Origin of the sequence: Leptospira jelokensis, assembly GCF_004769635.1 — a bacterium.
Taxonomy (GTDB): Bacteria; Spirochaetota; Leptospiria; order Leptospirales; family Leptospiraceae; genus Leptospira_A; species Leptospira_A jelokensis.
In genome coordinates this window covers 72,813-98,018 of record NZ_RQGH01000009.1, presented here as the reverse complement: position 1 = coordinate 98,018, position 25,206 = coordinate 72,813, and the positions used below count along the sequence as shown (strand labels likewise).

At 40.5% G+C, this 25,206-nt stretch carries 25 protein-coding genes; 16 read left to right on the top strand and 9 right to left on the bottom strand.

Annotated elements, in window-relative coordinates; genetic code table 11:
• Positions 1 to 12: 12 nt before the first annotated feature.
• Positions 13 to 612, bottom strand: coding sequence for a hypothetical protein (locus tag EHQ62_RS03535; protein ID WP_135640862.1), 600 nt, complete (start codon positions 610 to 612; stop codon positions 13 to 15).
• Between the two features lie 206 nt (positions 613 to 818).
• Here EHQ62_RS03535 and EHQ62_RS03530 point away from each other — a divergent pair, with 206 nt between their 5' ends.
• Positions 819 to 1,211, top strand: a complete 393-nt coding sequence (locus tag EHQ62_RS03530) for a DoxX family membrane protein (protein WP_135640861.1) — start codon at positions 819 to 821, stop codon at positions 1,209 to 1,211.
• A gap of 13 nt (positions 1,212 to 1,224) precedes the next feature.
• Here the strand turns inward: EHQ62_RS03530 and EHQ62_RS03525 are convergent, their stop codons facing one another.
• A complete protein-coding gene (locus EHQ62_RS03525; RefSeq protein ID WP_135640860.1) occupies positions 1,225 to 3,405 on the bottom strand; it encodes a SulP family inorganic anion transporter in 2,181 nt (726 codons plus the stop codon).
• A gap of 99 nt (positions 3,406 to 3,504) precedes the next feature.
• Positions 3,505 to 4,020, bottom strand: a complete 516-nt coding sequence (locus tag EHQ62_RS03520) for a hypothetical protein (protein WP_244241615.1) — start codon at positions 4,018 to 4,020, stop codon at positions 3,505 to 3,507.
• A 197-nt stretch (positions 4,021 to 4,217) separates the two neighbouring features.
• Between EHQ62_RS03520 and EHQ62_RS03515 the strand changes: the two genes are divergently transcribed.
• The 3 genes from EHQ62_RS03515 to EHQ62_RS03505 are packed head-to-tail and all read left to right on the top strand — an operon-like array spanning position 4,218 to position 7,591.
• Positions 4,218 to 4,907 (top strand): succinate dehydrogenase cytochrome b subunit, encoded by a 690-nt coding sequence (locus tag EHQ62_RS03515; RefSeq protein ID WP_135640859.1) that lies wholly within the window; start codon positions 4,218 to 4,220, stop codon positions 4,905 to 4,907.
• A gap of 18 nt (positions 4,908 to 4,925) precedes the next feature.
• A complete protein-coding gene (locus EHQ62_RS03510; RefSeq protein ID WP_135640858.1) occupies positions 4,926 to 6,851 on the top strand; it encodes a fumarate reductase/succinate dehydrogenase flavoprotein subunit in 1,926 nt (641 codons plus the stop codon).
• An 8-nt stretch (positions 6,852 to 6,859) separates the two neighbouring features.
• On the top strand, positions 6,860 to 7,591 hold the full coding sequence (locus EHQ62_RS03505; RefSeq protein ID WP_039929027.1) for a succinate dehydrogenase/fumarate reductase iron-sulfur subunit: 732 nt from the start codon (positions 6,860 to 6,862) through the stop codon (positions 7,589 to 7,591).
• A 64-nt stretch (positions 7,592 to 7,655) separates the two neighbouring features.
• Here EHQ62_RS03505 and EHQ62_RS03500 read toward each other — a convergent pair whose 3' ends face one another.
• From EHQ62_RS03500 to lepA, 4 genes are read right to left on the bottom strand one after another with little or no spacing between them, the layout of a single operon-like run.
• Positions 7,656 to 8,486 carry a hypothetical protein gene (locus tag EHQ62_RS03500; RefSeq protein WP_135640857.1) on the bottom strand — a complete coding sequence of 277 codons (831 nt, stop codon included), beginning with the start codon at positions 8,484 to 8,486 and terminating at the stop codon, positions 7,656 to 7,658.
• A 20-nt stretch (positions 8,487 to 8,506) separates the two neighbouring features.
• Positions 8,507 to 9,493 (bottom strand): glycosyltransferase family 2 protein, encoded by a 987-nt coding sequence (locus EHQ62_RS03495; RefSeq protein WP_135640856.1) that lies wholly within the window; start codon positions 9,491 to 9,493, stop codon positions 8,507 to 8,509.
• Complete coding sequence (locus EHQ62_RS03490) at positions 9,490 to 10,590, bottom strand: 1-aminocyclopropane-1-carboxylate deaminase (protein ID WP_135640855.1); 1,101 nt, start codon at positions 10,588 to 10,590, stop codon at positions 9,490 to 9,492. The genes EHQ62_RS03495 and EHQ62_RS03490 overlap by 4 nt, the downstream gene beginning before the upstream one ends.
• 12 nt (positions 10,591 to 10,602) lie before the next feature.
• Positions 10,603 to 12,408 (bottom strand): translation elongation factor 4, encoded by a 1,806-nt coding sequence (gene lepA / locus EHQ62_RS03485; protein ID WP_135640854.1) that lies wholly within the window; start codon positions 12,406 to 12,408, stop codon positions 10,603 to 10,605.
• A gap of 122 nt (positions 12,409 to 12,530) precedes the next feature.
• On the opposite strand from lepA, the gene eno reads away from it, so the two are divergent.
• The 8 genes from eno to EHQ62_RS03445 are packed head-to-tail and all read left to right on the top strand — an operon-like array spanning position 12,531 to position 19,814.
• A complete protein-coding gene (gene eno, locus EHQ62_RS03480) occupies positions 12,531 to 13,832 on the top strand; it encodes a phosphopyruvate hydratase (protein WP_135640853.1) in 1,302 nt (433 codons plus the stop codon).
• 1 nt (position 13,833) lies between these two features.
• Positions 13,834 to 14,298 carry an FtsB family cell division protein gene (locus EHQ62_RS03475; RefSeq protein ID WP_135640852.1) on the top strand — a complete coding sequence of 155 codons (465 nt, stop codon included), beginning with the start codon at positions 13,834 to 13,836 and terminating at the stop codon, positions 14,296 to 14,298.
• 1 nt (position 14,299) lies between these two features.
• Positions 14,300 to 14,908 carry a ClpP family protease gene (locus EHQ62_RS03470; protein ID WP_135640851.1) on the top strand — a complete coding sequence of 203 codons (609 nt, stop codon included), beginning with the start codon at positions 14,300 to 14,302 and terminating at the stop codon, positions 14,906 to 14,908.
• The gene (locus EHQ62_RS03465) at positions 14,895 to 15,914 is read left to right on the top strand and encodes a YheT family hydrolase (RefSeq protein WP_135640850.1); all 1,020 of its coding nucleotides are present in this window, start codon (positions 14,895 to 14,897) and stop codon (positions 15,912 to 15,914) included. The genes EHQ62_RS03470 and EHQ62_RS03465 overlap by 14 nt, the downstream gene beginning before the upstream one ends.
• A gap of 29 nt (positions 15,915 to 15,943) precedes the next feature.
• Entirely contained in the window at positions 15,944 to 17,329 is a 1,386-nt protein-coding gene (locus EHQ62_RS03460) for a TldD/PmbA family protein (RefSeq protein ID WP_135640849.1), read from the top strand.
• A complete protein-coding gene (locus EHQ62_RS03455; RefSeq protein WP_135640848.1) occupies positions 17,330 to 18,709 on the top strand; it encodes a TldD/PmbA family protein in 1,380 nt (459 codons plus the stop codon).
• Positions 18,710 to 19,243, top strand: coding sequence for a DUF4416 family protein (locus EHQ62_RS03450; RefSeq protein WP_135640847.1), 534 nt, complete (start codon positions 18,710 to 18,712; stop codon positions 19,241 to 19,243).
• Positions 19,218 to 19,814 (top strand): hypothetical protein, encoded by a 597-nt coding sequence (locus tag EHQ62_RS03445; RefSeq protein ID WP_135640846.1) that lies wholly within the window; start codon positions 19,218 to 19,220, stop codon positions 19,812 to 19,814. The genes EHQ62_RS03450 and EHQ62_RS03445 overlap by 26 nt, the downstream gene beginning before the upstream one ends.
• An 88-nt stretch (positions 19,815 to 19,902) precedes the next feature.
• Here the strand turns inward: EHQ62_RS03445 and EHQ62_RS03440 are convergent, their stop codons facing one another.
• Positions 19,903 to 20,649, bottom strand: a complete 747-nt coding sequence (locus EHQ62_RS03440; protein WP_135640845.1) for a diacylglycerol/polyprenol kinase family protein — start codon at positions 20,647 to 20,649, stop codon at positions 19,903 to 19,905.
• Between the two features lie 6 nt (positions 20,650 to 20,655).
• A complete protein-coding gene (locus tag EHQ62_RS03435) occupies positions 20,656 to 21,012 on the bottom strand; it encodes an STAS domain-containing protein (protein ID WP_015678196.1) in 357 nt (118 codons plus the stop codon).
• 74 nt (positions 21,013 to 21,086) lie between these two features.
• On the opposite strand from EHQ62_RS03435, the gene EHQ62_RS03430 reads away from it, so the two are divergent.
• The 4 genes from EHQ62_RS03430 to EHQ62_RS03415 all read left to right on the top strand — a co-directional run bounded on the left by EHQ62_RS03430 (position 21,087) and on the right by EHQ62_RS03415 (position 25,153).
• The gene (locus EHQ62_RS03430; RefSeq protein ID WP_135640844.1) at positions 21,087 to 21,410 is read left to right on the top strand and encodes a hypothetical protein; all 324 of its coding nucleotides are present in this window, start codon (positions 21,087 to 21,089) and stop codon (positions 21,408 to 21,410) included.
• A gap of 35 nt (positions 21,411 to 21,445) precedes the next feature.
• On the top strand, positions 21,446 to 22,963 hold the full coding sequence (locus EHQ62_RS03425) for an LIC12015 family putative lipoprotein (protein WP_135640843.1): 1,518 nt from the start codon (positions 21,446 to 21,448) through the stop codon (positions 22,961 to 22,963).
• Between the two features lie 101 nt (positions 22,964 to 23,064).
• Complete coding sequence (locus tag EHQ62_RS03420) at positions 23,065 to 23,460, top strand: helix-turn-helix domain-containing protein (protein WP_015678327.1); 396 nt, start codon at positions 23,065 to 23,067, stop codon at positions 23,458 to 23,460.
• A 100-nt stretch (positions 23,461 to 23,560) separates the two neighbouring features.
• On the top strand, positions 23,561 to 25,153 hold the full coding sequence (locus tag EHQ62_RS03415) for a sodium:neurotransmitter symporter family protein (RefSeq protein WP_135640842.1): 1,593 nt from the start codon (positions 23,561 to 23,563) through the stop codon (positions 25,151 to 25,153).
• Positions 25,154 to 25,206: the final 53 nt, after the last annotated feature.

The window sequence follows — 25,206 nt, the reverse complement described above, 5'->3', positions numbered from 1 at the left end:
AATCTAGGAAACCTAATTTCTTTTATGGAACATCTTACTATTTGGTTCTAATTTCTCATCAATTTTTGGATCCAAAATTTGATTCAGTCCTACTTCGATGGCTTCTCGAATGCTTGTTGAAATTGTCATTTCTGATTCTTGGTCATTCGGACTAAATGGAATCGTTTTTGTTTGGATCGGTTCTGACTGACCTAAGATGCGGTAGGATTCACCCGATTCTTTTACGAGTATAAATTCTACAATCGATGCAAACGTGGCATGTTGGAAATTGGTTGTCCCTTCTTCAAAATAAAGAGTCCGGTTGACCTGAACTTTACGTAGAACAATTGTCCCAGGGGAAAGTGTGTCGTTTTCATTTCTCACTTTGAAGGAACTTACATCAAATACCTGTGATGCGAATGATTGGAATGAATGGAGGGCAAATTTCCCGATCGAAATTTCTAAATTGGGTCCCACTTTTAGTACTTTTGTAGGAAGGTCAAATTCATATTGCAACGCAAAGGAGGACCTTTTTCCTTCCTTTTCTTTGGTATTACCTAAATCTCTCTCGGTTGAGCGACAGGAAACAAACAAGAAAAAGGCCGATAGAAATAAAAAATACAAAGTTCTCAACGATTATGCCTAATCATCAATTTCATTGGATTGGGAATATATTGCCCAAGGAAGCAAGAAAAATGAGCAAATTGCATTAAATTTTAAAATTTTACGGTTGGAAATGGGAGGCAAATCCCTTACGATTTAGTAGATATTTGTGAATTGTTTCCAGGATTTTAGTACGGAAATGATGGTTTTGTTTGCAATATCTGAAGGAGAAATTGATGAAAATTGTGTATACCATTGTTCGAGTTTTGTTAGGTGCTCTTTTTCTTTTTTCTTCCATTGCCGTTCTGTTTAATTTGGTTCAAGAGCCAGAATTAACTGGTAATTTTAAAGTTTTCAACGAAGGATTGAAGGCTTCGGGTTATTTCATTACTTTGCTTAAATTAACAGAACTTGTATGTGCTTTGGCGTTTTTGTTTGGACGTTTTGTGCCTTTAGCATCCGTCATCATCGCACCAATTGCCATAAATATTTTCTTTGTCCATTTGATGTTGGCACAAGATGGATTGCCAATTGGTATTTTTGTTGTCCTTGCCAACGCATTTTTAGGATATTACAATCGATCTGCTTTCAAACCATTATTTGTTCCAGTTTACGAAAACGAAGTTTAAATGAAAAATTCGGTTAGTGTGAGCCAACTCTCACAAAATCAAAAAATTGCACTTCCCCTGAAGACGTATCATAAAAGGCAGGTACAATTTTAAAGGCCCCAGAATCCACCTGCTCTTTTAAGTAAACACTTGATTCCAATATTTCTGAAATGGAGTTTAATACATTTGCTTTCACAACATGATTGAAGATATGTTCGTTCCCTTCTTTTCCAACTTGAAGTTTGGAATCGGATCCATCGATGGCTTTTTGGATTTTATTTGTGATACTTGCGATATTTCCGTCTTTTAGTGAATAGATTGCACTGGAAACAGCTCCACAGTTGGAATGCCCTAGGACAACGATGAGTTTTGTTCCGATTTTAGCGCAAGATAGTTCCAAACTTCCCAAAATTTCTTGGTTTACGATATTCCCTGCGATGCGAATGGATATGAGATCGCCAAGACCAGCATCGAATATAATTTCAGGACTCGTTCTAGAATCAATACAAGACAAAACAACTGCGATAGGATTTTGTCCAAATGCTGTGGCGTTTACTTGGTGTTTAAAATATTTTTCGGACCATTTACCTTTTACAAATCTTTCGTTTCCTCTTTTGAGAAATTCTAGAATTTCGTTAGGTGATAGTTTCTGTTGTGCTTCTTTGTCCAAGATATTCACAAATTGCACTTGGTCTGTCAGTTCGTAGTGTTCTTTTACACCAATCAAATTCAATTGTATGTTTTTCTCAACAGAAACAACGGATTTGAATTCTTCTAATATTTCTAATATATCGTGATCAATGAAATTACAAATGGTAGCATCCACGATTACTTTTGTATTTTCAGGCAGAGACCATAACGTATCTTTGATGGATGCTTTGTTTAAAAACGAAACTTGGTTAGGAAGTTCAATACGAATGGTCTCGCCTATGTTTAGGTTTTCCGTTTCTACGGAAAATGGATTTTTGTAATGATTCTTTAAGATGAATAAAAAACTAATGCTCAAACCAATTAAAACACCTGTGAGTAAATCGGTAAAAATAATTGCAAGGATCGTTGCTACAAAAGGTAAAAATTGATAAATTCCTTTTTTGTAAAGGGATTTGTACAATGCAATATTGGTTAATTTAAATCCGGTTACAATTAAAATCACAGCTAACGAAGATAAAGGGATAAGATTGAAAGCTGAACTTAAAAATACAACACTAGAGCCAAGTAGGATTCCATGAAAGATAGTTGAAATTTTTGATTTTGCACCTGCATATATATTCACCGTACTTCTAACAATCACAGAAGTAATCGGAAGCCCACCGATAAGACCTGATAATGAATTTCCGATCCCTTGGGCTACAAGTTCTCGGTTAGGAGAAGCAAGCCTTTTGTGTGGATCAATCTTTTCCACTGCATCCAAATTCAGTAAGGTTTCCAAAGTGGCAAAAGCAGCTATGGTAAATGCATAATACCAAACCGTTGGACTCATAATGTTTGAAAAATCTGGATAAAGAAAAATTGAATCCCAATTTTGGATTTTGGGAATCGAAACCAGATGTTTTTCTGAAAGAAAAAGTCCAGGAAAGAACAAAAAGAAACATTGGTTTAGCAAAACTCCAGTTAGGATGACAAGGATCGGTGATGGGATATACTTTAGTCCTTTCCATTTTAGTTTGTCATAAACCACCATGAATAAGAGTGAAACTAAGGAAATGGTTAAGGCACCCCAGGAGAAATATTTTTTGATATTCAAAAGTTCAGAAAATGTATTTTCACCGTCCCTTTGGAAAAAAATAAAATCTTCTTCTGGGTCTATATCAAATCCTACCGCATGAGGGATTTGTTTTAAGATTAAGATGATCCCAATGGAAGCAAGAAGGCCTTGGATCACATTGGAAGGGATGTAATTGGCTATGAATCCAGCTCGCAGGAATCCGAGTCCCATTTGGATGAGCCCAGATAAAAAGACGGCAAGTAAAAAAGTTCGGTAGTCTCCAAGGCCTGCCAAAGCAGCAAGCACCAACGTAACAAGTCCTGCAGCAGGTCCACTGACACTTGTATTTGAATGGCTAATGACTCCTACAACAATTCCACCGATCACACCGGAAATCACTCCCGATAATAAAGGTGCGCCACTAGCGAGTGCGACTCCTAAACACAAAGGGAGTGCAACTAAAAATACAACGAGGCCAGAAGGGATGTCATGTCGGAGATTGGAAAACATATAAGTCAGGAAACGGTAAATGTTTGGGAGCTAACTGTCAACACGAATGAAAGAAAAGTTTTTTAAAAGGTACAATTTGTCCTACAGGCTTCAAGTTTTTTATAACCAAAGGATGACGTCGTTTAGGTCTTCCTCATCGATCACATGCCGAATCTGGTCTTCTGTTGTGAATGAAATCGATTGTACTTGTATTGAATTCCATAATTGGGTAAAAACATAGGGCCCAACCAAACATTTGTATATCGAATTGGGTTGGATTTTTTTTTGGATGGAACAAATCAGTTCTGGAGTTTTACTTTCATCTGGGATTAACAATTGACGATTCCCATCACTGGCAAAAAACAAAATTTGAAATTTCGAAATGTTAACTTTTGTTAGGTTTTCGGTTTTAATGAAAAGTTGTAATTCTTTTTTATCTTTGTTATGCCTTGGTTGGATGGAAACAAGGATTGGAAGGCCCACAGCTTTTAAAAACTGTTTTCGTTCTTCCAAATTGGTCTTAGGGAGGCTACTCCCACAATTTCCAATGGAAAAACAGATGCAAATGTTTACCAAACAGGTGGAAATTTTGGACAATGCAGTGCGAAAGGTTCGATTCTTTGGAATGGGTCGCAAACTGAAATCAGAATTTCGATTCCAGGAAGGGACTCAATCTCTTTTTTCATCCGACTTCCCCCATCTACTTTATTGAGAAACAAACTCAAAATCTCATTTTGGCCCTAATAAGATTTATGAATTTACGGAAAGTGGAATCTGTCTAAATTTGGACGTAATAGAAAAATTTACACCTACACTCTAACAGGAGCTCTTCAATGACGTTGAGTCTAGACTTCTTTCGTTCCTCAATTGGAAAGAAGATCATAATGGCCATTACTGGATTTATCTGGTTTGGATTCGTGATCCTTCATATGGTCGGAAACCTTCAAGTTTTCCAAGGACCAGAAAAATTAAACACCTACGCAAAGTTTCTCAAAGATTTAGGTCCCCTTCTCTGGGTGGCACGGATTGGACTCCTTGTGGCTTTTGTGGGTCATGTTTGCACCGCCATCCTCCTAAAATTGGAAAATAGCAGTGCCCGTCCGGTCTCTTATGCAAAGAATTCCACGATCCAAGCATCGTTTGCGTCTCGCACAATGGCTTATAGTGGGTTGTTACTCTTAACCTTTCTCATTTACCATTTAGCACATTTCACTTTGGGATATACCAACCCAGACCACTACTCTCACGAATACATTTTAAAAAATGGAGATGTGGTGCATGATGTGTATGCGATGGTAATCCTCGGATTCCAAGACCCAACCATTGCGATCTCATATGTAGTTTTTATGGTTTTCCTTGCTCTGCATTTTTCCCATGCTTTGGGTTCCATGTTACAAACGTTAGGCATCCTTGCACCAAAACACAATCCCACCATCCAAAAGATTTCCACAGGACTTGGACTCCTCGTTTTGATTGGAAATTGTTCCATGCCACTCTCGATTTTACTCGGGTATGTGCGTTAAGGGGTTTTAGGAGAGAATATGAAATTAGATTCAAAAATACCATCGGGCCCATTAGAACAAAAATGGGACAAACACAAACAAGACATCAAATTAGTGAACCCAGCGAACAAACGAAAGTACAAAGTGATCATTGTCGGAACAGGACTTGCGGGAGCCTCTGCTGCAGCCACACTATCCGAACTTGGTTACCAAGTATCTGTATTTTGTTTCCAAGATAGCCCAAGACGTGCCCACTCGATTGCAGCCCAAGGTGGGATCAATGCGGCAAAAAACTACCAAAACGATGGTGACTCGGTTTACCGATTGTTCTATGACACGGTAAAAGGTGGGGACTTCCGCGCAAGAGAAGCAAACGTCTATCGTTTGGCACAAGTTTCTACCAACATCATTGACCAATGTGTGGCGCAAGGAGTTCCGTTTGCCCGTGAGTATGGTGGAACTTTATCGAATCGTTCCTTTGGTGGTGCCCAAGTATCTCGTACGTTTTATGCAAAAGGACAAACTGGCCAACAGTTACTCCTTGGTGCCTACTCTGCTCTAGAAAAACAAATCTCTCGTGGTGCGGTAAAGATGTACCCAAGAACAGAGATGCTTGAGTTAGTACTCGTGGATGGACATGCAAAAGGAATTGTTGTCCGTGATCTTGTGACCGGTGAGATTTCTTCCCATGCTGGGGATGCGGTGATTTTGGCTTCCGGTGGGTATGGAAACGTATTTTACCTTTCCACAAACGCAAAAGGATCTAATGTAACGGCAACCTACCGTGCTTATAAAAAAGGGGCAGCATTTGCAAACCCATGTTATACACAAATCCACCCAACTTGTATCCCTCAATCTGGTGATTACCAATCCAAACTCACCCTGATGTCGGAATCCCTCCGAAATGACGGACGAGTGTGGGTGCCTAAGAAAAAGGATGACCTTCGCCCTCCACACGAAATTCCAGAGGAAGAAAGAGATTATTACCTAGAAAGAAAATACCCATCTTACGGAAACCTTGCCCCACGTGATATCTCCTCTCGTTCGGCGAAAGAAGCCTGTGACAATGGCCTCGGTGTAGGACCAAAAGTGGGTGACAAACGATTAGGTGTGTATTTGGACTTTTCTGATTCCATCAAACGATTGGGAGAAAATGTTGTGGCAGACCGTTATGACAACCTCTTCCAAATGTATGAAAGGATCACTGGCGAAAACCCATACAAAGTTCCGATGCGAATTTACCCTGCGGTTCACTACACGATGGGTGGACTTTGGGTGGATTACAACCTGATGTCAAACATCCCTGGCCTCCATGTCCTTGGGGAAGCAAACTTCTCAGACCATGGCGCGAACCGACTAGGAGCTTCTGCTCTGATGCAAGGTCTTGCAGATGGTTACTTTGTGATCCCTTACACCATCGGTGATTATTTTGCCAAAGAAGGTGCAAAGAATATTTCTACTGACCGACCTGAGTTCAAAGAAGCAGAAGCCCGTGTTCGTGAAATGACAAACAAACTTCTAAACATCAATGGGAAAAAAACACCAGATGATTTCCATAGGGCACTTGGAAAGATCATGTGGGACCAATGTGGTATGGCACGTAACGAAAAAGGCCTAAAAGATGCTTTGAAAAAAATCCCTGAACTCCGTGAGGAATTCTGGAAGAATGTAAAAGTAGCAGGCTCAGGGTCTGAGCTCAACCAAGAGTTAGAGAAAGCAGGTCGAGTTGCCGACTTTTTAGAGTTTGGCGAACTCATGTGCCTTGATGCCCTTACTCGGGAAGAGTCTTGTGGTGGTCACTTCCGCGAAGAACACCAAACGGAAGATGGTGAAGCGAAACGTAACGATGAAAAATTCTGCCACGTATCGGCTTGGGAATACCAAGGAGAAGGAAAAACTCCAGTAGAACACCGTGAAAAACTCGAATACGAAAACATCCACTTAGCCGTAAGGAGCTACAAATAATGGATAATATGAAGTTACACCTGAAAGTTTGGAGACAAAAGGACAAAAACGACAAAGGTCGTATGGTCAGTTACGAAGCAAACAATGTAAATGAACATATGTCCTTTTTAGAAATGTTAGATGTTGTGAATGATGACCTCATCAAAAAAGGAGAAGATCCGATTGCTTTCGATCATGACTGTCGGGAAGGGATTTGTGGGTCATGTTCTATGGTGATCAACGGTGTTCCTCATGGTCCAGAAAAAGGAACCACAACTTGCCAATTGCATATGCGAAAGTTCAAAGACGGGGATACCGTTGTGATTGAACCTTGGCGAGCAAAAGCGTTCCCTGTGACCAAGGATTTGGTTGTGGACCGTTCTGCATTTGATCGCATCATCCAGGCTGGTGGTTACATTAACGTAAACACAGGTGGAGCACCTGATGGAAACGCACTCCCAATCCCAAAAGTGGATGCTGACCTTGCGATGGACGCTGCCACTTGCATTGGGTGCGGGGCATGTGTGGCTGCATGTAAAAATGCATCCGCAATGTTATTTGTTTCGGCAAAGGTATCCCACTTGGCACTTTTACCACAAGGTGTGGTAGAGAAAAAAGAAAGGGTACGTAAAATGGTGAGTGCGATGGACAAAGAAGGATTTGGAAATTGTACGAACCAATACGAATGTGAAGCTGCTTGTCCGAAAGAAATTTCGGTGAACTTCATCACGCGCCTCAATCGAGAATACATTTCAAGTTAATTCAAAAACTGTATTTTCAGAAAGAAATGAAAAACCCGGACTTACACTCCGGGTTTTTTTATGCCTAAATTTGAAAGAGTTGGTTTTTCGTTTTTTGAAAGGCCTTCATTGTTTCCAGTTCCTTAGAAAACAATCTTAGTACATATTCCGCTCTTTCTTTGTCTTCCCCTTTCAGCGCACTTAAATAAAGATTGGATTTCCCTTTGATCTCTTCTGCGGTGGTGAAGTTTTTTTGGATCAGAGCCAATTGGCCTTTTGTCAAAAAAGCATAAAATTTTTCCAATGGGTGTTTTGATTCATCTTTTAAGATTTTATCTAAGAGTGGTTCCACCAAATCATCGTTATTTGGGTCTTCGTCCATTAAATATAAATTCGCAAGGCTTAACAGTTTACCTTCTTCTTTGTATTCCGATACTTTTTTTTCAGAGTACAAATCTTCAAAGTATACAAATCGATTGGATTTTACTTGGCAGATCGTCGCTAATTGTTTTTGGAAATCACTCGTATCAATTTTGTTTTTTTCGACGTTAAAATTTGTGACCACGAGGAAAAGTAAATCTCCCTCTTTTTCGATATAGCGAAAGCCAATGATAAGCTCCTCCTCTTTCTCATACCCAGGTAGATAAATTTGGTTTGGGTGGTCTTTGGATGCATGTGTGATCATAAAATCAACCATCGCTTCCAATTCACTCGGTGAAAAATCCAAGTTCAAATGGCGAAAGATCCTCACTTCTAGGATATGGCTTAGGTAATAGGGATTGGTTTTTGTGGGATAAGGCACATTGTTAACTGAGACTCTAAAACGAATGTCATGGCCTGGATTTTCCTGTGAGAAAATGGGAACAGTGAAACTAAAACCAACAATGAGTAGCGATAAAAAAAGGATACGATTCATAGGACCTCAAAAATTATCCATTAGAATAGGGAGTCATCAAGCAAAGTCAACAATTCCTTTTTGGGAATTTTTAAGTTTTCTAGAACTTGGGTTTGGATGTGGGTTAAAAATTGGATTTCTTTTCCTCGTTTCAACCTGCCTTGGAATAAGGTATCCAATCGATTGAGGATGGCTTTTCGTAATAAGATTTGGTCCATTTGATTCGTAACCATTGGAATTCCATTTTCTACTTTCTTTTGGTTCCCATCACCCGATGCAAAAATCATTTCATTTCTGATAGATAACAAAGAATACAATCGAAATCTTTCGATCGCTTTGTATTGCATCGACAACTGGTCATCATGACCACCGAAACGTATGAGGAGATTTTCTTCCAATAAACCAATGTTAAACCCAGATAATAAAATGCGATTCCACAAATCATAATCTTCACATGTTTTCATTTCAGGACGAAAGAATCCAATTTGGGATAATGTTTGTTTGTGTGCAATGAAACTAGAACAAGTGACCATACAGAGTTCAAGTGATTGTTCTAAGAACCTTCCCGGTATTTTTTTGTACTTTCCTTTTGGTTCGAGAATGTTTCCTTTTTTATTCCATATTTCATTGGTTTGTGAAAAGAAGAGTTCTGGATTCTCTAGGTGGTAATCAATTTGTTTTTCTAGTTTTTCTTTGAACCATTCATCATCAGAATCGAGTAGTGTGATCCATTCCCCTTCAGTTTTCTCTAATCCAAGATTACGTGCGGAACTCACCCCATTACGTTCTGTTTGGTGGATTTGGATTGATTTTTTGTATCTACCAATGGGAATCATTTGGCGTTTCCAAATTGGGAGGTTTGAGACTAAATAGGACCAAGTGTCGTCAGTTGAGCCATCATCGATGATGTGGAGTTCCCAGTTTGGATAGGTTTGGTCTAATACAGATTGGATCGACCGTTCTAGCAGATATCGTCTGTTATGCGTTGGTAATATAATGGAGACAAGTGGGAGATGGGGGTACTTCATGTGTTTGGCCTCTTCAGCACCAAGTCCAAGTGTTGGATTTGGCCTCCTTGGTGGAGGTAAAAGAAAGGTAGGTTCTCGCTTCCCGTAGGCATGTATGATTTTAGAGTTTGTAAGGGAGTTTTGGATTTGGGTGCCTGTCCCATGTTTTCATCCTCAAATAGATGGAAGGTCGACTTGGCACTGTAAATGGGATCGAGGATGATATTGGTTTTATTATAAAACCCTTCGATCCAATCTCTGATTTGATTTGTAGTTTTGGCAAACCTGATTCCTTCGCGAAATGGGAGACTTTGGTTTTCTTTTCCAAACGGTTTAGGATTTGAGTTTAAAAAACGTTCGTCCGGGAATTCGATCAGATTTTCGTTTGGTACGGTTTGGATTTTCAATCCAAGTTTTTTTTGTAAGGTTTCTCTTTTAGGGAGCCAAGTGGTTTTCCTTTCCCCGACCATGATACCAAGTACAAAAATTTTGGAATCCTGAAAGAAATCATAGGCAGAAAGGAAACTTGCCCCCGATCCTACCTCTAATAGCAAAATGGCAACCTTCGCATCACAACCATTTGGTTGGCTTAAGTCCTCTATTTTTTCCGATCCATCACTGGCAGTCTGAACTTTGGAATGGATTTCTGATGCTAATTCTTTCCAGAAAAGGGAAAGGCCATGCGTTAAAGCCGGGTGGATTCCAAACTCCGGTAAACAGAGACCCTGAAAATTGTTTGCTCTTTCGAAAAATTGGAGTTCAGCATCTTTTCTTTTCGCATAACATACATTTGAGTGAGAATGGAGATTTACCAACCTTTCGTTATAGGTTTTTAGATTTGGGTCTTTGGTATAGGAAATCGTTTCCACATGAAATCCAAAAAGACGGAGGATGGTTGTAAAACTAGCCAAGTAGTTCCCATGGATTGATCCCCAAAGGAGAATCCTTCCGATTTGATTCCTATGTAAAAATTGAACGACTCCGTATACCTTTCGCCACTTGGTTCCAAATCCAAATGGCAAAAGGTCATCGCGTATGATGGCATGCTCGAAGCAATTTGTGACTTTCACCGGAAGATCGGGAAAGGATTCTTTTATGCCAAATGAAACGTTCGGCAAATGGAATCTCGTTTAGTCTCCCGTTTTGAGAATGGACAAAAAAGCTTCTTGTGGGATTTCCACGTTTCCAATTTGTTTCATTCTCTTTTTCCCTTCTTTCTGTTTCTCGAGGAGTTTTTTCTTACGAGAAATATCCCCTCCGTAACATTTTGCCGTTACGTTTTTACGAAGGGCCGAGATACTTTCCCGAGCCACAACTTTGGAGCCAATCGCGGCTTGCAGTGGGATCATAAACTGGTGGCGTGGGATGAGGTCTTTTAGTTTTTCGATGATGACTCGTCCCCTCTCCTCGGCCTTGGATTTGTGTACGATGGATGACAGAGCATCCACAGGTTCGCCATTGACAAGGATGTCCATTCGCACAAGTTTAGAATCCTTGTACCCTACTTCTTCGTAATCGAGAGACGCATACCCTTTCGTATATGATTTGAGTTTGTCATAAAATTCAAAAATCAATTCTGCAAGAGGGAGTTCATAGGTTAACTGGAGTTTGTCTTTGGATAAATAAACCGTGTCCATATGGATCCCACGTTTTTCAATCACAAGGGACATGATATTTCCCACATACGATTCAGGCGCAATGATGGTTGCTTTGACAAAAGGTTCTTCTGATTTTCCAATCAAAATGGGGTCTGGCCATTTACTTGGATTATCCACTTCGATAAGGTCCCCTTTGGTAGTGGTGATCCGAAACTTAACAGATGGTGCCGTTGTGATCAGGGCTAAATTAAATTCACGTTCCAAACGTTCTTGGACAATCTCCATATGGAGGAGGCCAAGGTAACCCACACGGAATCCAAATCCGAGTGCTGCCGAATTTTCCCTCTCAAACGTAAGGGCAGAGTCGTTTAATTTGAGTTTTTCGATGGCATCAACAAGCGCATCGAAGTCTTCCCCGTTGATCGGAAACAGACCAGCAAATACCATGGGTTTTGCATCTTTAAACCCTTTGACATCTTCAGCGGTTTGGCGGTTGGCATGGGTGATGGTATCCCCCGTTTTGGCATCTCCCATCTTTTTCATCCCCGCAACCACATACCCAACGTCCCCCGCTTGTAATTCTTCGCAAGCCACCATGGAGAGCCTGTTGATCCCCACTTCCGTCACGGTAAACTGTCGGCCAATGTTCATCATATGGATCACTTCGCCTTTGCGAAGTTTTCCATCATATAACCTTACTTTGGCGACAACACCCATATAGGTATCAAAAAAGGAATCATAGATTAGGGCTTTGAGAGGTGCTTCCACATCCCCCTTGGGAGGTGGTAACAAATAACAAATGGCTTCGAGTACTTCTTGGACATTGAGCCCTGTTTTTGCTGAGATAGGAATGGCTTCTTCGGGATTGAGACCGAGAGATTCCTCAATCATCAATTTGCATTTGTCGATGTCTGCTGATGGAAGGTCAATTTTATTGATCACGGGGATGATGCGAAGGTCAAGGTCCATCGCAAGGTACAGGTTTGCTAAAGTTTGTGCTTCCACACCTTGGCTTGCATCGACGATGAGGAGCACCCCTTCACAAGCTGCAAGCGAACGAGAGACTTCGTACGTAAAATCCACGTGGCCCGGAGTATCAATTAAATTCAGGTGGTATATATTTCCGTCTTTGGCATGGTAATCAAAGGATGCATTGTTTGCTTTGATTGTGATCCCACGTTCCCTTTCGATGTCCATGGAATCGAGGATTTGGTCTTTTTTCGTACGTTGGTCTGTGACAAGACCAATCTCAAGCAAACGATCCGCCAGAGTGGACTTTCCGTGGTCGACATGGGCAATGATGGAAAAATTGCGGGTGAATTTTTGGCGTTCGTTCACGGTTCCCTCTTCTTTTTAAGTCATTTTCCTGGAACGAGGCTCTTTGTCGAAAAAGTTTATTGTCAGAGGCTTAAATTTCCTAAGACTGGAAGGAAATTATCCCTTAGGAGAAACAATTCCCGATGTCCCAAAAAGATAGCATTCGTTCCGTCAGAGCCCGTGAAATAATGGATTCCAGAGGGAATCCAACCGTTGAAGTGGATGTCACGTTAGAAGACGGTTCTTTTGGTCGTGCGGCGGTACCCTCTGGGGCATCCACTGGGGAACACGAAGCCGTTGAACTTCGTGACGGTGATAAAAAAAGATACTCTGGAAAAGGAGTACTCAAAGCCGTTGAAAATGTGAATTCCAAAATTTCGAAATCCATCCTTGGCCTTTCGGCAACAAACCAACTTCTCATCGATGGAACCATGATTTCCCTTGATGGAACTGCCAATAAATCGAAGTTAGGTGCCAATGCACTTTTGGGTGTTTCCATGGCAGTGGCAAAAGCAGCAGCAGCACATACAGGCCTTCCACTTTACCGTTATATCGGTGGGACATTTGCCCGTGAACTTCCTGTTCCCATGATGAACATCATCAATGGTGGTGCCCATGCGGACAATAATATCGACTTCCAAGAATTTATGATCCTTCCTGTTTCGGCACCGAATTTCCGCGAAGCCCTTCGGATGGGTGCTGAAGTTTTCCATAGCCTAAAATCTGTATTAAAAGGCAAAGGCCTAAATACCGCTGTGGGTGACGAAGGTGGATTTGCACCAAACCTAACAAGCAATAGTGAAGCAATTGAAGTGATCCTCACGGCCATCGAAAAGGCAGGTTACAAACCAGACCTAGACATCAAAATTGGACTCGATTGTGCTGCTTCTGAGTTTTATGATGAGAAAAAGAAAAAGTATGTTTTAAAAGCCGAGAAAAAACCAGAAAAGACAGCCGAAGAACTTGTAGAATACTACTCAAATTTAGTATCCAAGTATCCGATCATTACCATGGAAGACGGTCTGGATGAAAATGATTGGACAGGCTGGAAAAAACTTTCCGAAAAACTCGGGAAAAAGATCCAACTTGTGGGGGATGATTTGTTCGTAACCAATATCAAAAAACTCTCACAAGGGATCGAAAAAGGGATCGGTAATTCCATCCTCATCAAAGTGAACCAAATTGGAACTTTGACAGAGACCCTGAGTGCCATTGAAATGGCTAAAAAAGCGCAGTACACGGCAGTCGTTTCTCACAGGTCTGGGGAAACAGAAGATGCAACGATTTCCCACATTGCCGTTGCCACGAATTCTGGTCAGATCAAAACGGGTTCCTTAAGCAGAACCGATCGGATCGCAAAGTACAACGAACTCCTTCGCATCGAAGAAGAACTCGGAAAAAATGCGACCTACAGTGGAGTGGGTACGTTTTACAACCTAAGATAAAATGACAGCAACCAAAGCCTCTCTTCTCTTAACCTACGTTTGTGCCTGCCTCTACCTTGGGCTTTTGTCTGAGTCGGGGATGGCGGAACGTTTGCGTTTGGAAAAAGAACTCATCACTCTCAATGCTGAGGTGGAGAGGCTTTTGGTGGAGAATCAGGGACTCGAAGAAAAGGAAAGGCGTCTGAAAAATGATGCCTATGCCTTGGAACAAGAAGCTCGTAAATACTACTTACTTTCCGAAACTGCCCATGTCTTAAAGTTTGAAGAGTTTCCGGAAAAAACCGTAACCAAACCCAAGGCCATTCCCGCATCCATCCGTGCTGCCGGTTTTGGTGGAGAGTGGAAAGAGCCACCGCTCTTTTTACTCCGTTTCTTTTTTATTTCTTTTAGTGTTTTCCTGATTCTAGGTGTGTACTACAAGCTGAAACGCTTGCCTCATATGTCTAACCAGAAAAGACTGAACTAATATGCCAGAAGAAGAAACACCAGAAAAAGAAATCACCGAAACCATCCAAGACCTCATAAGCGATAAAAACATGGGAAAGAAGTTCCTGGAAAAACGGAAAATCTTTCTCTGGGGTCCTGTCACTGACGAATCCTCCAAAGATCTTACTGCCAAACTGATGTATTTGGAAATGGTAGATCCAGGAAAACCAATTACGTTTTATATCAATAGCCCCGGTGGTGTGGTCACATCAGGCCTTGTGGTTTATGACACCATGCAAATGATCACCTCCCCTGTGCATACAGTTTGTATGGGGATGGCAGCTTCTATGGGATCCATTTTACTCATTGGTGGGAAAAAGGGGAATCGTTACATCTGGCCAAATGGTCGTGTGATGATCCACCAACCTTCCATCGGTGGACAAATCCAAGCTCCTGCCACGGATTTGCTCATCCATGCCCAGGACATTGTGAAAACGAAAGAAAAACTCAATCAGATGTTAGCTGACGCTTGTGGTAAATCCTATGAACAATTGGTGGAAGACACCGATCGAGATTATTATATGGATGCAGAACAAGCGCTTGCTTATGGCATCGTTGATAAAATCGTAAACAAAATTGACGTCGTCTAACAAAGAATTTAAACCAAGAAGATTTTTAGAAGGTCGTCACCTTCAAACTGTCTACAATGTACTATTTCCTCCAGACAACGCGTTGGAGGATGAGTACTTTTCAGAAAGTATCCTCATTCCCACAAATGATGGGTCTGGGGATTTGCTTTGGTTAGAACATAACCCTCCTCTATCCCAAGTCCGTAATAAAATGTCTCCCTGGAATGGATCATACATCATGTTAGTCCATGGTATGGAAGGAAGTTCCGAATCCCATTATATGGTTAGTGTCGGAAAAGAAGCACTCAACCGAGGATACGGAGTTGTGCGCATGAACCTACGCAATTGTGGACGTGGATTAGGACTAGCTAAAAAGCCATATAACGCAGGCCAGTCGGAAGATATTGACGTAGTTTTAAAATACATCTCTAAACATTTTACGAAATCTATATTTGTATCTGGTTTTTCTTTATCGGCCAATATGGTGTTAAAATTTTTTGGTGAAAAAAGAGAACATTATGCAAAGGCATTTACGGCCACATCCCCACCTCTCGACTTAAAACGAAGTTGTGATTTTATTGATTCTAGGGCTGGTAATTTTTACCGAGACCATTTTCTTGAGACCATGAAAGAAAAGGTAAACCTTGGCATATATGATATCACAGAAAAACGAAAGGAACAGGTTTTAAAAAGTAAGTCTTTTTTTGACTTTGATGATTTTTTTACGGCACCTGTTTCTGGTTATGCGAATGTTCTCGAATACTATAATATTTGCTCGAGCGTAAAATACTTGTCTGGCATCAAAATTCCAGGTCTCATTGTCCATGCTGATGATGATCCTGTTGTGCCATCGGAAGTTTGGCATGAAATCCGTTGGAAATCTTATCCATTATTACAAACTGTCCTTACTGAAAAAGGGGGGCATGTTGGATTTATCAGTGATCCATCTCCTGAGAATCCTGAAGGTAGATGGTTACCAAAAATTCTCCTCGATTTTTTTGATTCCAAAATCAAATCCCATTCATAAATTAAATTAAAATTCCAGGACGGTGTGTGATGCGTGACCTATTAAAAGAATGTATATCGGAAGAATCCGGATTTGTTGAGTTGCGATACCACCACAAAGAAAGCCGTTCCTTTTTTGCAGAACGAGGCCGAGTGGAATCCACTGCCCTAAGAAAGCGCACTGGTGTTGGCGTTCGTGTTTTAGAATCGGGTACTTGGGGTTTTGCATCGACAAGTGAAATTTCAAAGGTTTCCATCCAAAATGCCATTCATATCGCCAAAAAGGCAGCCAGATTATCATCAGCTCTCCGGAAAGACAAAATTCCAAACCTTCCCAAAGCCAATTTTGCAATTGGTGATTTCATTGGAAAAGGGATCGAAGACTTTCGTGGTCGCTCCGTCGATGAAAAATTGAAGATGGTCCTCGATATCCAAAATGAGGCTAGTAAACAATCCACCAAACTGCAATCAGTTGGTTGTGGGTATTCCGAAATTTATGAAGAAAAGGCCATAGTCACAACAGATGGGGCCGATAGTTTTTTTAGTTTGGTAAGACCTGAATTTCGTGTTTCTGCCGTAGCCAAAGACGATGGAAAATTGGAATCTGGTTCCCATTCCATTGGAGTGACAGGGGGATGGGATTGTCTCTTCCGATCACAAACTGCAACGCAAATTTCAGAAGAAGCATGTAAAACAGCAGTCGACCTACTTTCCAGTGAACTGCCGGATGGTGGCCTTTCCACAGTGATCCTTTCCCCTTCGATTGTGGGCCTACTCGTTCATGAAGCCATTGGTCATACAGTGGAAGCTGATTTTGTTTTATCTGGATCTGTGGCACAAGGGAAAATTGGACACCGTGTTGGGTCCGACTTGGTGACGTTATGCGACTCTGGTTTTTCCGAATACTATGAAGGTGCAGGTGGTACGATCCCAGTAGATGATGAAGGGGTGGTTCCAACAAACACTGTGATCATCAAAAACGGAATTTTAACCTCTTATTTGCATAACCGTGAAACAGCCGAGCGATTTGGAGTGGCACCTACTGGTTCTGCAAGGGCTTGGGAATACGGCGATGTTCCTCTGATACGGATGCGAAATACATTTTTACTCCCTGGGAATTCAAGTTTGGAGGAAATGATTGCGAATACGAAGGACGGGTACTACTTGGATGGAGCTAAGAATGGGCAAGCAGATGCCACTGGTGAATTTATGTTTGCCGTACAAAAAGCATACCGTATCCAAAATGGGAAAATCACCCATTTGCTAAAAGGTGTCACTGTATCTGGTCTTGCATTTGATGTTTTACAGAATGTGGATATGGTATCAAAGGAATTTAAATGGGATTTGGGTTCAGGGCACTGTGGAAAAGGACAACCTGCAAAAGTGGATGCTGGTGGGCCATATGTTCGCACGAAAGTATTGCTTGGTGGTAAATAAATGGATCGTGGATCGATAGAAAAACGTTTAAACGACCAAAAAGATTTACTGACTCATTTAATCCAAAAAGCAAAATCAAATGGAATCGAACAGGTGGAGATCTATTCCAGTTATGGATTTTCCGAAGATGTGAGTTTAGAGAAAAACGATCTCAATAACTGCACAGCGACAGAAGAAAATATGTTCGGGATTCGGGTGATTCATGAAGGAAACCAAGGGTTTCTCATTTCAAATCATATTCCAAGTTTGTATACGTCCATTGAGGAAGCTTACCAATTGGCAAAAAGCCAATCCACTCCAGATCTTGATCTAACCTTACCAGATGTACGGCCAATAACAAACCAATTTAACACGTATGACCCATCACTTGATTCTATGGGTATCGAGGATTTGGTTTCTTATGCAAAAGAAGCTCTTGGTTGGCGTAATGACCTTTATGGAAAAGTAAACATTGATTCAGGTGACTTTTCGCTTAGCAAAGGTTATAAATTAATTGTTTCTTCGAAAGGTGTGATGGCACATGAACTTGGGGCAGAACTTTCTGCATCCGTTATGGGTATGGGCGTTGACGGAGAACTGGTAGGAAGTTTTGACTATGATTCGGCGAGTGGGTTCAACAAAGAGCAGTTCCAATCCTTATGGAAAAAAGCGTTCCATAACTTTGGAGACAAATGTATGGGAGCTTTGTATGCGAAACCAACTGCTAGTTTCCAAGGAAAGGTCCTCCTCCCACCTGAGGCTGTGTATTCTTTTTTCCTTGGACTTTTTGTGGGTTCTTTGAACGGGACAAGCCTTCGAAAAGGGAAATCAAAAATGGAAGGAAAGTTAGGTGAAAAAGTAGCCTCTTCTCTGCTCTCTCTCTTTGATGATCCAACAAATATTGGTTTTATGGGTTCCACCGGTTTTGATCGAGAGGGAATGCCTACGAGTGTGAAAAAAGTTCTGAGTAATGGGGTTTTGGAATCCTATTTTTATAATACTTACGAAGCAAAAAAAGCGGGCCTTCCAATTTCCAATGGCTGTGCCACTGGTGGGGCACAAAGCCTACCTGGTTGTGGCCCAAAACAATTACAAATAGTACCCGGCACCTCTTCCAAAGACGAGTTTTTCAAACAACCAGGGAAAACACTGTTTGTAAATCGTATCTCGGGAACAAAGGATGGGGCCTCAGGTGATTTTTCTGGAGTGGTGAAGGGTGGGTACCTTTTGGAAGGGGGAGAAAAAATCCCTGTTCGTGAAGTACAAATTGTAGGCAATGCCTTTGATGCCCTCCACCAAATTGAAGCCATCTCCAAAGAAGGTGAACTTTTAGGTGAATCTTCCTTTGTTCCTTACATGTTACTTGATGGGTTTACGGTCACTGGGGTCACGGAAGACTAAATGCCTCAAGAAATTTTAGAAAGGCCAGCGGGTGCTTCCTTTTTTCTCATCCTGTCTTATGAGAATGAGGATATTTTTTTCGAATTAAAGGCACTAGCAGAAAAACGTTTTTCTAAGATCATGTATGAATCTGTCCTTTTGCCGAAATGGACACCAGATGAAACGGAACGCGAGTTTAGTTACCCTGGGCGATATACTAAGGTATTGTCTTTCAAACAAAGGATCCACAGAGAAGAAATTGTAGAGAAAAAAAAGGAATGTTTAGAATTCCAATCTTTGTTACAAAAAAAAGATATGAGTTGCCTATTAGTTCCAGGATATGTTACTTCGCATAACATTGTTGTCGCGAAATCTAAAGATGATTTTCATAGGATGTACTTGTTCCAAGGTGTTTATGCAGAAACTGTATACTACTTTTCCCGTGGGCAATTGACCCCCCTTCCCTACGCACAAAGTTATTTTAAAGAAAAAGATGTGATCTATTTTTTTAATACCTTACGAGAATCTTATGAGTTTAATAAATTTAAGTCTTAATCGATTCGATTCTTGCAAACCAAAAGTTTGCCAATTAGTATGTTCTTTTGTTTTGGTCCTCAGTAGTGTTTTTATTTTCCAGTGCAAAGAAAAAGAATCATTGGTATTTCAGTTTTGTGATAATTTTAACGAAGCACTCGACTGCACAGAACCCAAAACTGAAAACGATTTGGTGTTCTTAGACCAAACCAAGTTTAAAAAGGAAAATCCAAGTTTCGAAGATTTTGGTAATTTTTTATACTTCACTGCCAGGGAAACACCAGGGATTCGTGTGGAATTCACAAACCCTTGGAATGGGGTAGAAGCTTATGAATTTAAGTCCAACTACCATGCCTATTTGTCTTATGGCAGTTCCAAGGAACGAATGGAAGGGAATCAATTAAAGCCTCATACAGTGGTTTCATTTCATTATTTAGGAGCACTTTTAAAAGAGGAATTTCGTCATACTGGGATCGCATCCAAACCCTTTCGAATGGAAACATTGGGTGATATTCACCTAACATACGTCATTGAAATTCCGGGCCAAAAACCAATCACAAAAGAAAGAACCTTACGGTTACAATGGAAATAACCAATTTAGGACTTGTGTCTTAAAAGGTAAATCCCAGTTTTGCTGTGATTGTGACGGTGAATGGAAAAGGAAATTTAGAATGCCCTCACTACTTTTGGATGTACAAAGCACTTGGGTCAAAGAAAAAGTCCATCGGTGTGTAATCCAAATACAATAAAGATAAAACAGATAGTGAAATGGCACCAAACACAGGGATGAGGAGATTATCGTCGATCAGTCCTTTTGCAGTGGTATTGGAAAAAAATTCTGTCGCACAAGAAACAAGGACAGATACAAACACGATGGCAATGGGTGTCCAAGTAAACCCGTGGTGGTCATAAAGGGATAAAAAACTTTCTGGATGGGACTTCGTGATGAGATACAGCACAAGGACTGAAAACAAAAACGCAGGGATTAAAAAACCAAAAACACCTTCGATGGATTTCCCATTATAGAAACGATGTTTTCCATATCGGCTACCAACATATGCCGCAAAAGGGTCTCCTATCACCAGAAAGAGAATGGCCAAAATGGCAACTTCAGCGGGGAAAAAACAAACAACGATTAGGTTTGCCAAAAAATAAGGAACCGTACCATTAAACCTTTGGCGCTCCGATTCCTTCATGAGAAATCCAAAATACCGATAGAAAAAGGCTTCAAACCCACTGTGAGTGAGCCTCACAATTTCTAATAGAATTAGGCAAATCAGAAAGATACCAAGGGAAGTGACAAGGATTGCCCTTGTCGCATAAACGAGATCAAATGCACCTTGGAAAGGATCCAAATACAATGTTACGGGGATGACAAGGCCAAGGACATGCCAAATTTTACGAAAAAAATTAAATCCTGAACTCATAAGCAATTACCTACTGGGTCTTGATGCCATTTTAAATGCGGCTTCTTCATTATTAGCGATGGGGAATAAATTGCGAACTCCAGCCATAAGGAAGGCTTGGCGAACGCTTAACGGAAGATTGATGAGAATGATTTTGTGTTTTTGTAAAAAGGCTTCTTCGTTTAAGGTTTTGAAGGCGACGATCCCTTGGGTGGTGACCATATTCAATTCTTCCAAATCCAAAATGACAGAACCATGTTTTAAGGAATTGGTGACCGATTTGATGCATTTTTCAGCTGTGAAGTTGTTTAGATTTCCCTGTAATTTGGTTACGTAAACTGTATCTATTTTTTCAGTGGAAACTACTAAATCGTCTAAACTCATAAATTTTTCTATTTTTCTTATTTCATTCTTGCACTCTATTGCAAGTAAATAAAAGTTTTGGAAGGAAGTGCGATTTGAAGGTTACTGTTGCTCATCTTTATAAAAAACTGGAAGAACTCGACCGCGATGTGGTGGAATTAAAAAAACTCACAGATAGGCTTGCTACTGACAGAGAATATTCTCCCATCCTAAAAGAAACTTTTTTATCCGAAATGACAAAATTGGAAGACCAAAAAACGGAAATTTTAGGACTCCGGGTAGAAAAAGCCACTCTTACTTCCAAACAAGGAAAATCCGCTGTTGCCACTATGGCACAGGCTTCCAACGAAAAGGCCAAACAGGAACCTCCAGTCCATGAGGAACCAAAAAAACAAGAACGCCCCGTTCGCAAATATTAATCAATTTTAAAGACTGTAAAAGACAAGGAAACCCAATGATTCGAAACAACCATATACACCGAGTGATTTTACTTGGTTTGATTCTCCTTCCCCTTCTCAATTGTTCCAAGGATTCAGAAATCCTCGCAACCTTTGATGGTGGTACGGTGACACGAAGAGAGATGAATTTTGTAATTGAAGCGTCTAAACGTGGCAACTCGGAACCACAACCGATTAGCGCAGACATCCAAGCAAAAATTTTAGAAAGTATCGCCTTGGAAAAAATCCTTTTAAAAGATGCAATTTCCTCAAAAAAAGTTTCTGAAGCTGATGTTGCCAAAATTGAATCCCTCGTGAAAGATTTTTTAAAACTCAATGTTTATATGCGTGAGTATGTAAAAAATGGACTAAAACAAAAACCATTAGAATTCATCAACCTCCAACTTGCGCTTGTTCGTGGAGAAAATGAAACGGAAAATCTAAAAAATGCAAAAGACTTGGCGGATCGTTTGAATGGAATGTCAGACAAAGACATTTTAACCGAAATTGCAAAAGTAACTGATGACATGACAAGAAAACCAATTGGTGGAAAATTAGAACCATTTTGTACAAACTGTGCTGAAACTCCATTGGAAGATATCTTAAATGAAGTGAGAGTTGTGAAAGAAGGTAAATTCATCGCCTACGCAAAACAAGGTGAAGGCAGAGTGGCTTACGTTGTTCGTTCCCTTGGAACGGAAAAAGTCCACCCAGAAAGACTTGGAAAGTATTTTACATCTGTTTTTGATGCATTCAAAGCAGAAGCGATTGAATACGGAAAAACTCATGACGATGCAGAAACAAAAGCAAGCATCGCTTATTTCACTGAGGGTGAATCTGCTGACAAGGCAAATCAATTTGCTTCGCATACAATGAAAGAGTATGAACAAGGATTGTACCAAAAAGAACTGAAAAAAATCACGGAAGAAAGTGGGATCACGGTTGCAAATCTTCCTAGGTTCACTGGTCCAGATGATGTAGATCCAAAATTGTTTACACCAGATTATGCTTTATTCTCTTACAAAGATGGAAAGTCTTACACTTGGAAAGACCTAACTGGTGATTTTGAAGCCATTCCATTCCAACTCAAACAAGAATACAAAACAGAAAAAGCAAAAACATGGGATATGTTAAATCTATTCCAATCTACCATCCTCCAAGGTAAAATTGCAGAAACTTCGAAACGTGTCCAAGGAATTGAATCCGAAATTGGTTACCTCATGCAATTGGATAAAATGAAGGTGAGTTTGGCATTAAAATCACTCCAAGATGAAATCAAAGCGATTCCTGTGAATGTAACAGAATCACAGATGCGTGATGCGTATGAAGCTGGGAAATTATATGCCTACTCCGACCAAGATCCAAGAAATCCTCAAAACCGCATTCCAATGCCTTATGCTGCCGTTCGGGAAAGGATTAAATCGGAAATGGAAGGTGCACAACGAAATTCTTTCATTGAACAAAAGGTTTCTGGTCTCAAAACCACTTATAATTTAGTCATCGCCAGTGACCGACTAAAAGAAGTTACACTATAACCTCCCACAAGATTTGGAATATGGCAAAATTTTTTTATTGAATTTTGCCATATTTGACATATTTTGACTGTTAGGGGGGATAAATGAACAATCACATTTACATGCTTCGCAAGAAGAGAGGCATCAAACAGTACGATATGGCAAGGGCTTTGGGGGTATCTCCGAGTTATCTTTCCAAAATTGAGACTGGTGCCCAAGATCCGACTGAAAAATTTAAGTCGTCTTGTGCCAAATATCTCAAAACGTCCGTTGATAAACTCTTCAACGAAAGCGCTGTGGAAGACATCTACCCTGAGTTTTCCAATGGATTGAAAAACAAACTTTGGGCAGTCCGACGTGAGTTAGGAATCAAACAATATGATTTCGCAAAGAAATTAAAAGTTTCGACTCCGTTTCTGTCAAAAGTGGAACTTGGACTTTTAGAACCACCAGAAGATTTTAAGAATCTGGTTTCAAAAGTTCTCAAAATGGAAAAAAACGAGCTTTTTTTAGGCTAAATTGAAAATAAACAAAGCAAGGTCTAAGGACCTTGCTTTTTCTCACCTCCCCGGCAAAAAGATTTTGTCACATAATTCCAAAACCATTCAATAGTCCCAGATGAAAGAGAGACAAGCGGAACACCAAGAAGGTTGGGCCAGTCGCATTGGTTTGATTTTAGCGGTTGCAAGTGGTGCCATTGGGCTTGGAAATTTTTTGCGTTTTCCGGGACAAGCGGCACAAAACGGTGGCGGAGCGTTTATGGTTCCCTACATCATCAGTTTCCTTCTGCTTGGAATCCCTGTTTGTTTGGCAGAATGGACCATGGGAAGGATGGGGGGAAAACATGGCCATAGCACCCCTTTTATCTTCCGTGAATACCTAAAAGGATTTCCCCTCAAACTATCAGGTGCCATCGGTGTGATGATTCCTGTGATGATCTATGTATACTATGTATTCATCGAATCTTGGTGTTTGGCATATGCGTATTATTTTTTAACAGGCCAAATGTCCTTATCGGCAACCTCACGGGATGGTATGACTGAGATTGCTTCCCAATTTTTTATGACCCTAACGGGAGCGGGACAAAATGGATCTAGTTTCCATTCGCCCATCATCATCTTCTTTTTGTTTTGTGTATTGTTTAATTTTTTACTAGTATACCGGGGATTGTCAAAGGGTTTAGAGACATTTGCGAAATTTGCCATGCCCCTGATGGGGATTTGTGCCACGATCATTTTGGTTCGTGTACTCACGATTCCTGGGATTGAAGCAGGCCTTGCTGTGATGTGGAATCCAGATTGGACAAAACTTACCGAACCTAAGGTTTGGATCAGTGCTGCAGGACAAATTTTCTTCTCTTTATCGACTGGATTTGGGATTGCACTCGTTTTTTCGAGTTTTCTAAAGAAAAAAGACGATGTTGTTTTATCAAGTTTGTCTTCCGCTTCGCTCAATGAATTCGCAGAAGTCGTGTTTGGTGGTATGATTACCATTCCAGTTGCGTTTCTCTTTTTGGGAATGCAGGTAACTTCCTTTGGGACTTTTGGAATGGGTTTTATCGCATTGCCTTCTGTATTTGGAATGATGCCTGGTGGGAATTTTTTTGGTGGGCTTTGGTTTTTGGTTTTGTTCCTTGCTGCCATCACGTCATCGGTTACCATGTTGCAACCTGGGATATTATTTTTAGAAGAAGGGTTTCGCATTGGAAGGCGAAAGTCTTCTTTGTTATTGTTTTTGTTTACCTTTGTTTTGTGTTTACCCATTATATATTTTAACAAAGATTTTGCGGCACTAGACATTGCAGATTTTTATATTGGAACCATTATGATTTATATTCTGGCTTCCATCCAAATATTTATCTTTGTTTTTAAGATTGGTGTGGAACGAGGGGCTAAGGATGCGAATGAAGGAAGTCTAATCCCATTCCCCAAACTCATTCAATTTGTTTTAAAATACATCACTCCTTGGTTTTTACTTTTTATCTTTGTTTCGTTCTGTTATATGAACCTTCCTGAATACCTAGACAAAATGAATCCTGAGGTTATGGGTTTACTTGCTGAAAACCAAGGAAAAAATGTGGATGATGCAAAAACAAAGGCAGTGGTTGCCAGGTCTGTTGTGATCTCTCTCTTTTTGATTTACGGATTTATCTATTTTCTCGTTGTAAAAGCTCTAGAGAATCGCAAAGAAAAAGGAGTGGTTTCACATTGATTACTTCTGAACTCAATTGGCAGGGAATTTTGATCATGACTGTTTCTCTACTT

What these genes read in the sequence shown, in the direction of transcription:
- EHQ62_RS03440 (WP_135640845.1), bottom strand. Translation starts at nt 20,649, where the DNA reads ATGAGTTCAGGATTTAATTTTTTTCGTAAAATTTGGCATGTCCTTGGC.
- EHQ62_RS03460 (WP_135640849.1), top strand. Translation starts at nt 15,944, where the DNA reads ATGCGTGACCTATTAAAAGAATGTATATCGGAAGAATCCGGATTTGTT.
- EHQ62_RS03525 (WP_135640860.1), bottom strand. Translation starts at nt 3,405, where the DNA reads ATGTTTTCCAATCTCCGACATGACATCCCTTCTGGCCTCGTTGTATTT.
- EHQ62_RS03435 (WP_015678196.1), bottom strand. Translation starts at nt 21,012, where the DNA reads ATGAGTTTAGACGATTTAGTAGTTTCCACTGAAAAAATAGATACAGTT.
- EHQ62_RS03530 (WP_135640861.1), top strand. Translation starts at nt 819, where the DNA reads ATGAAAATTGTGTATACCATTGTTCGAGTTTTGTTAGGTGCTCTTTTT.
- EHQ62_RS03475 (WP_135640852.1), top strand. Translation starts at nt 13,834, where the DNA reads ATGACAGCAACCAAAGCCTCTCTTCTCTTAACCTACGTTTGTGCCTGC.
- EHQ62_RS03425 (WP_135640843.1), top strand. Translation starts at nt 21,446, where the DNA reads ATGATTCGAAACAACCATATACACCGAGTGATTTTACTTGGTTTGATT.
- EHQ62_RS03455 (WP_135640848.1), top strand. Translation starts at nt 17,330, where the DNA reads ATGGATCGTGGATCGATAGAAAAACGTTTAAACGACCAAAAAGATTTA.
- EHQ62_RS03470 (WP_135640851.1), top strand. Translation starts at nt 14,300, where the DNA reads ATGCCAGAAGAAGAAACACCAGAAAAAGAAATCACCGAAACCATCCAA.
- EHQ62_RS03500 (WP_135640857.1), bottom strand. Translation starts at nt 8,486, where the DNA reads ATGAATCGTATCCTTTTTTTATCGCTACTCATTGTTGGTTTTAGTTTC.
- EHQ62_RS03420 (WP_015678327.1), top strand. Translation starts at nt 23,065, where the DNA reads ATGCTTCGCAAGAAGAGAGGCATCAAACAGTACGATATGGCAAGGGCT.
- eno (WP_135640853.1), top strand. Translation starts at nt 12,531, where the DNA reads ATGTCCCAAAAAGATAGCATTCGTTCCGTCAGAGCCCGTGAAATAATG.
- EHQ62_RS03495 (WP_135640856.1), bottom strand. Translation starts at nt 9,493, where the DNA reads ATGAAGTACCCCCATCTCCCACTTGTCTCCATTATATTACCAACGCAT.
- EHQ62_RS03505 (WP_039929027.1), top strand. Translation starts at nt 6,860, where the DNA reads ATGAAGTTACACCTGAAAGTTTGGAGACAAAAGGACAAAAACGACAAA.
- EHQ62_RS03445 (WP_135640846.1), top strand. Translation starts at nt 19,218, where the DNA reads ATGAGTTTAATAAATTTAAGTCTTAATCGATTCGATTCTTGCAAACCA.
- EHQ62_RS03450 (WP_135640847.1), top strand. Translation starts at nt 18,710, where the DNA reads ATGCCTCAAGAAATTTTAGAAAGGCCAGCGGGTGCTTCCTTTTTTCTC.
- EHQ62_RS03415 (WP_135640842.1), top strand. Translation starts at nt 23,561, where the DNA reads ATGAAAGAGAGACAAGCGGAACACCAAGAAGGTTGGGCCAGTCGCATT.
- EHQ62_RS03510 (WP_135640858.1), top strand. Translation starts at nt 4,926, where the DNA reads ATGAAATTAGATTCAAAAATACCATCGGGCCCATTAGAACAAAAATGG.
- EHQ62_RS03515 (WP_135640859.1), top strand. Translation starts at nt 4,218, where the DNA reads ATGACGTTGAGTCTAGACTTCTTTCGTTCCTCAATTGGAAAGAAGATC.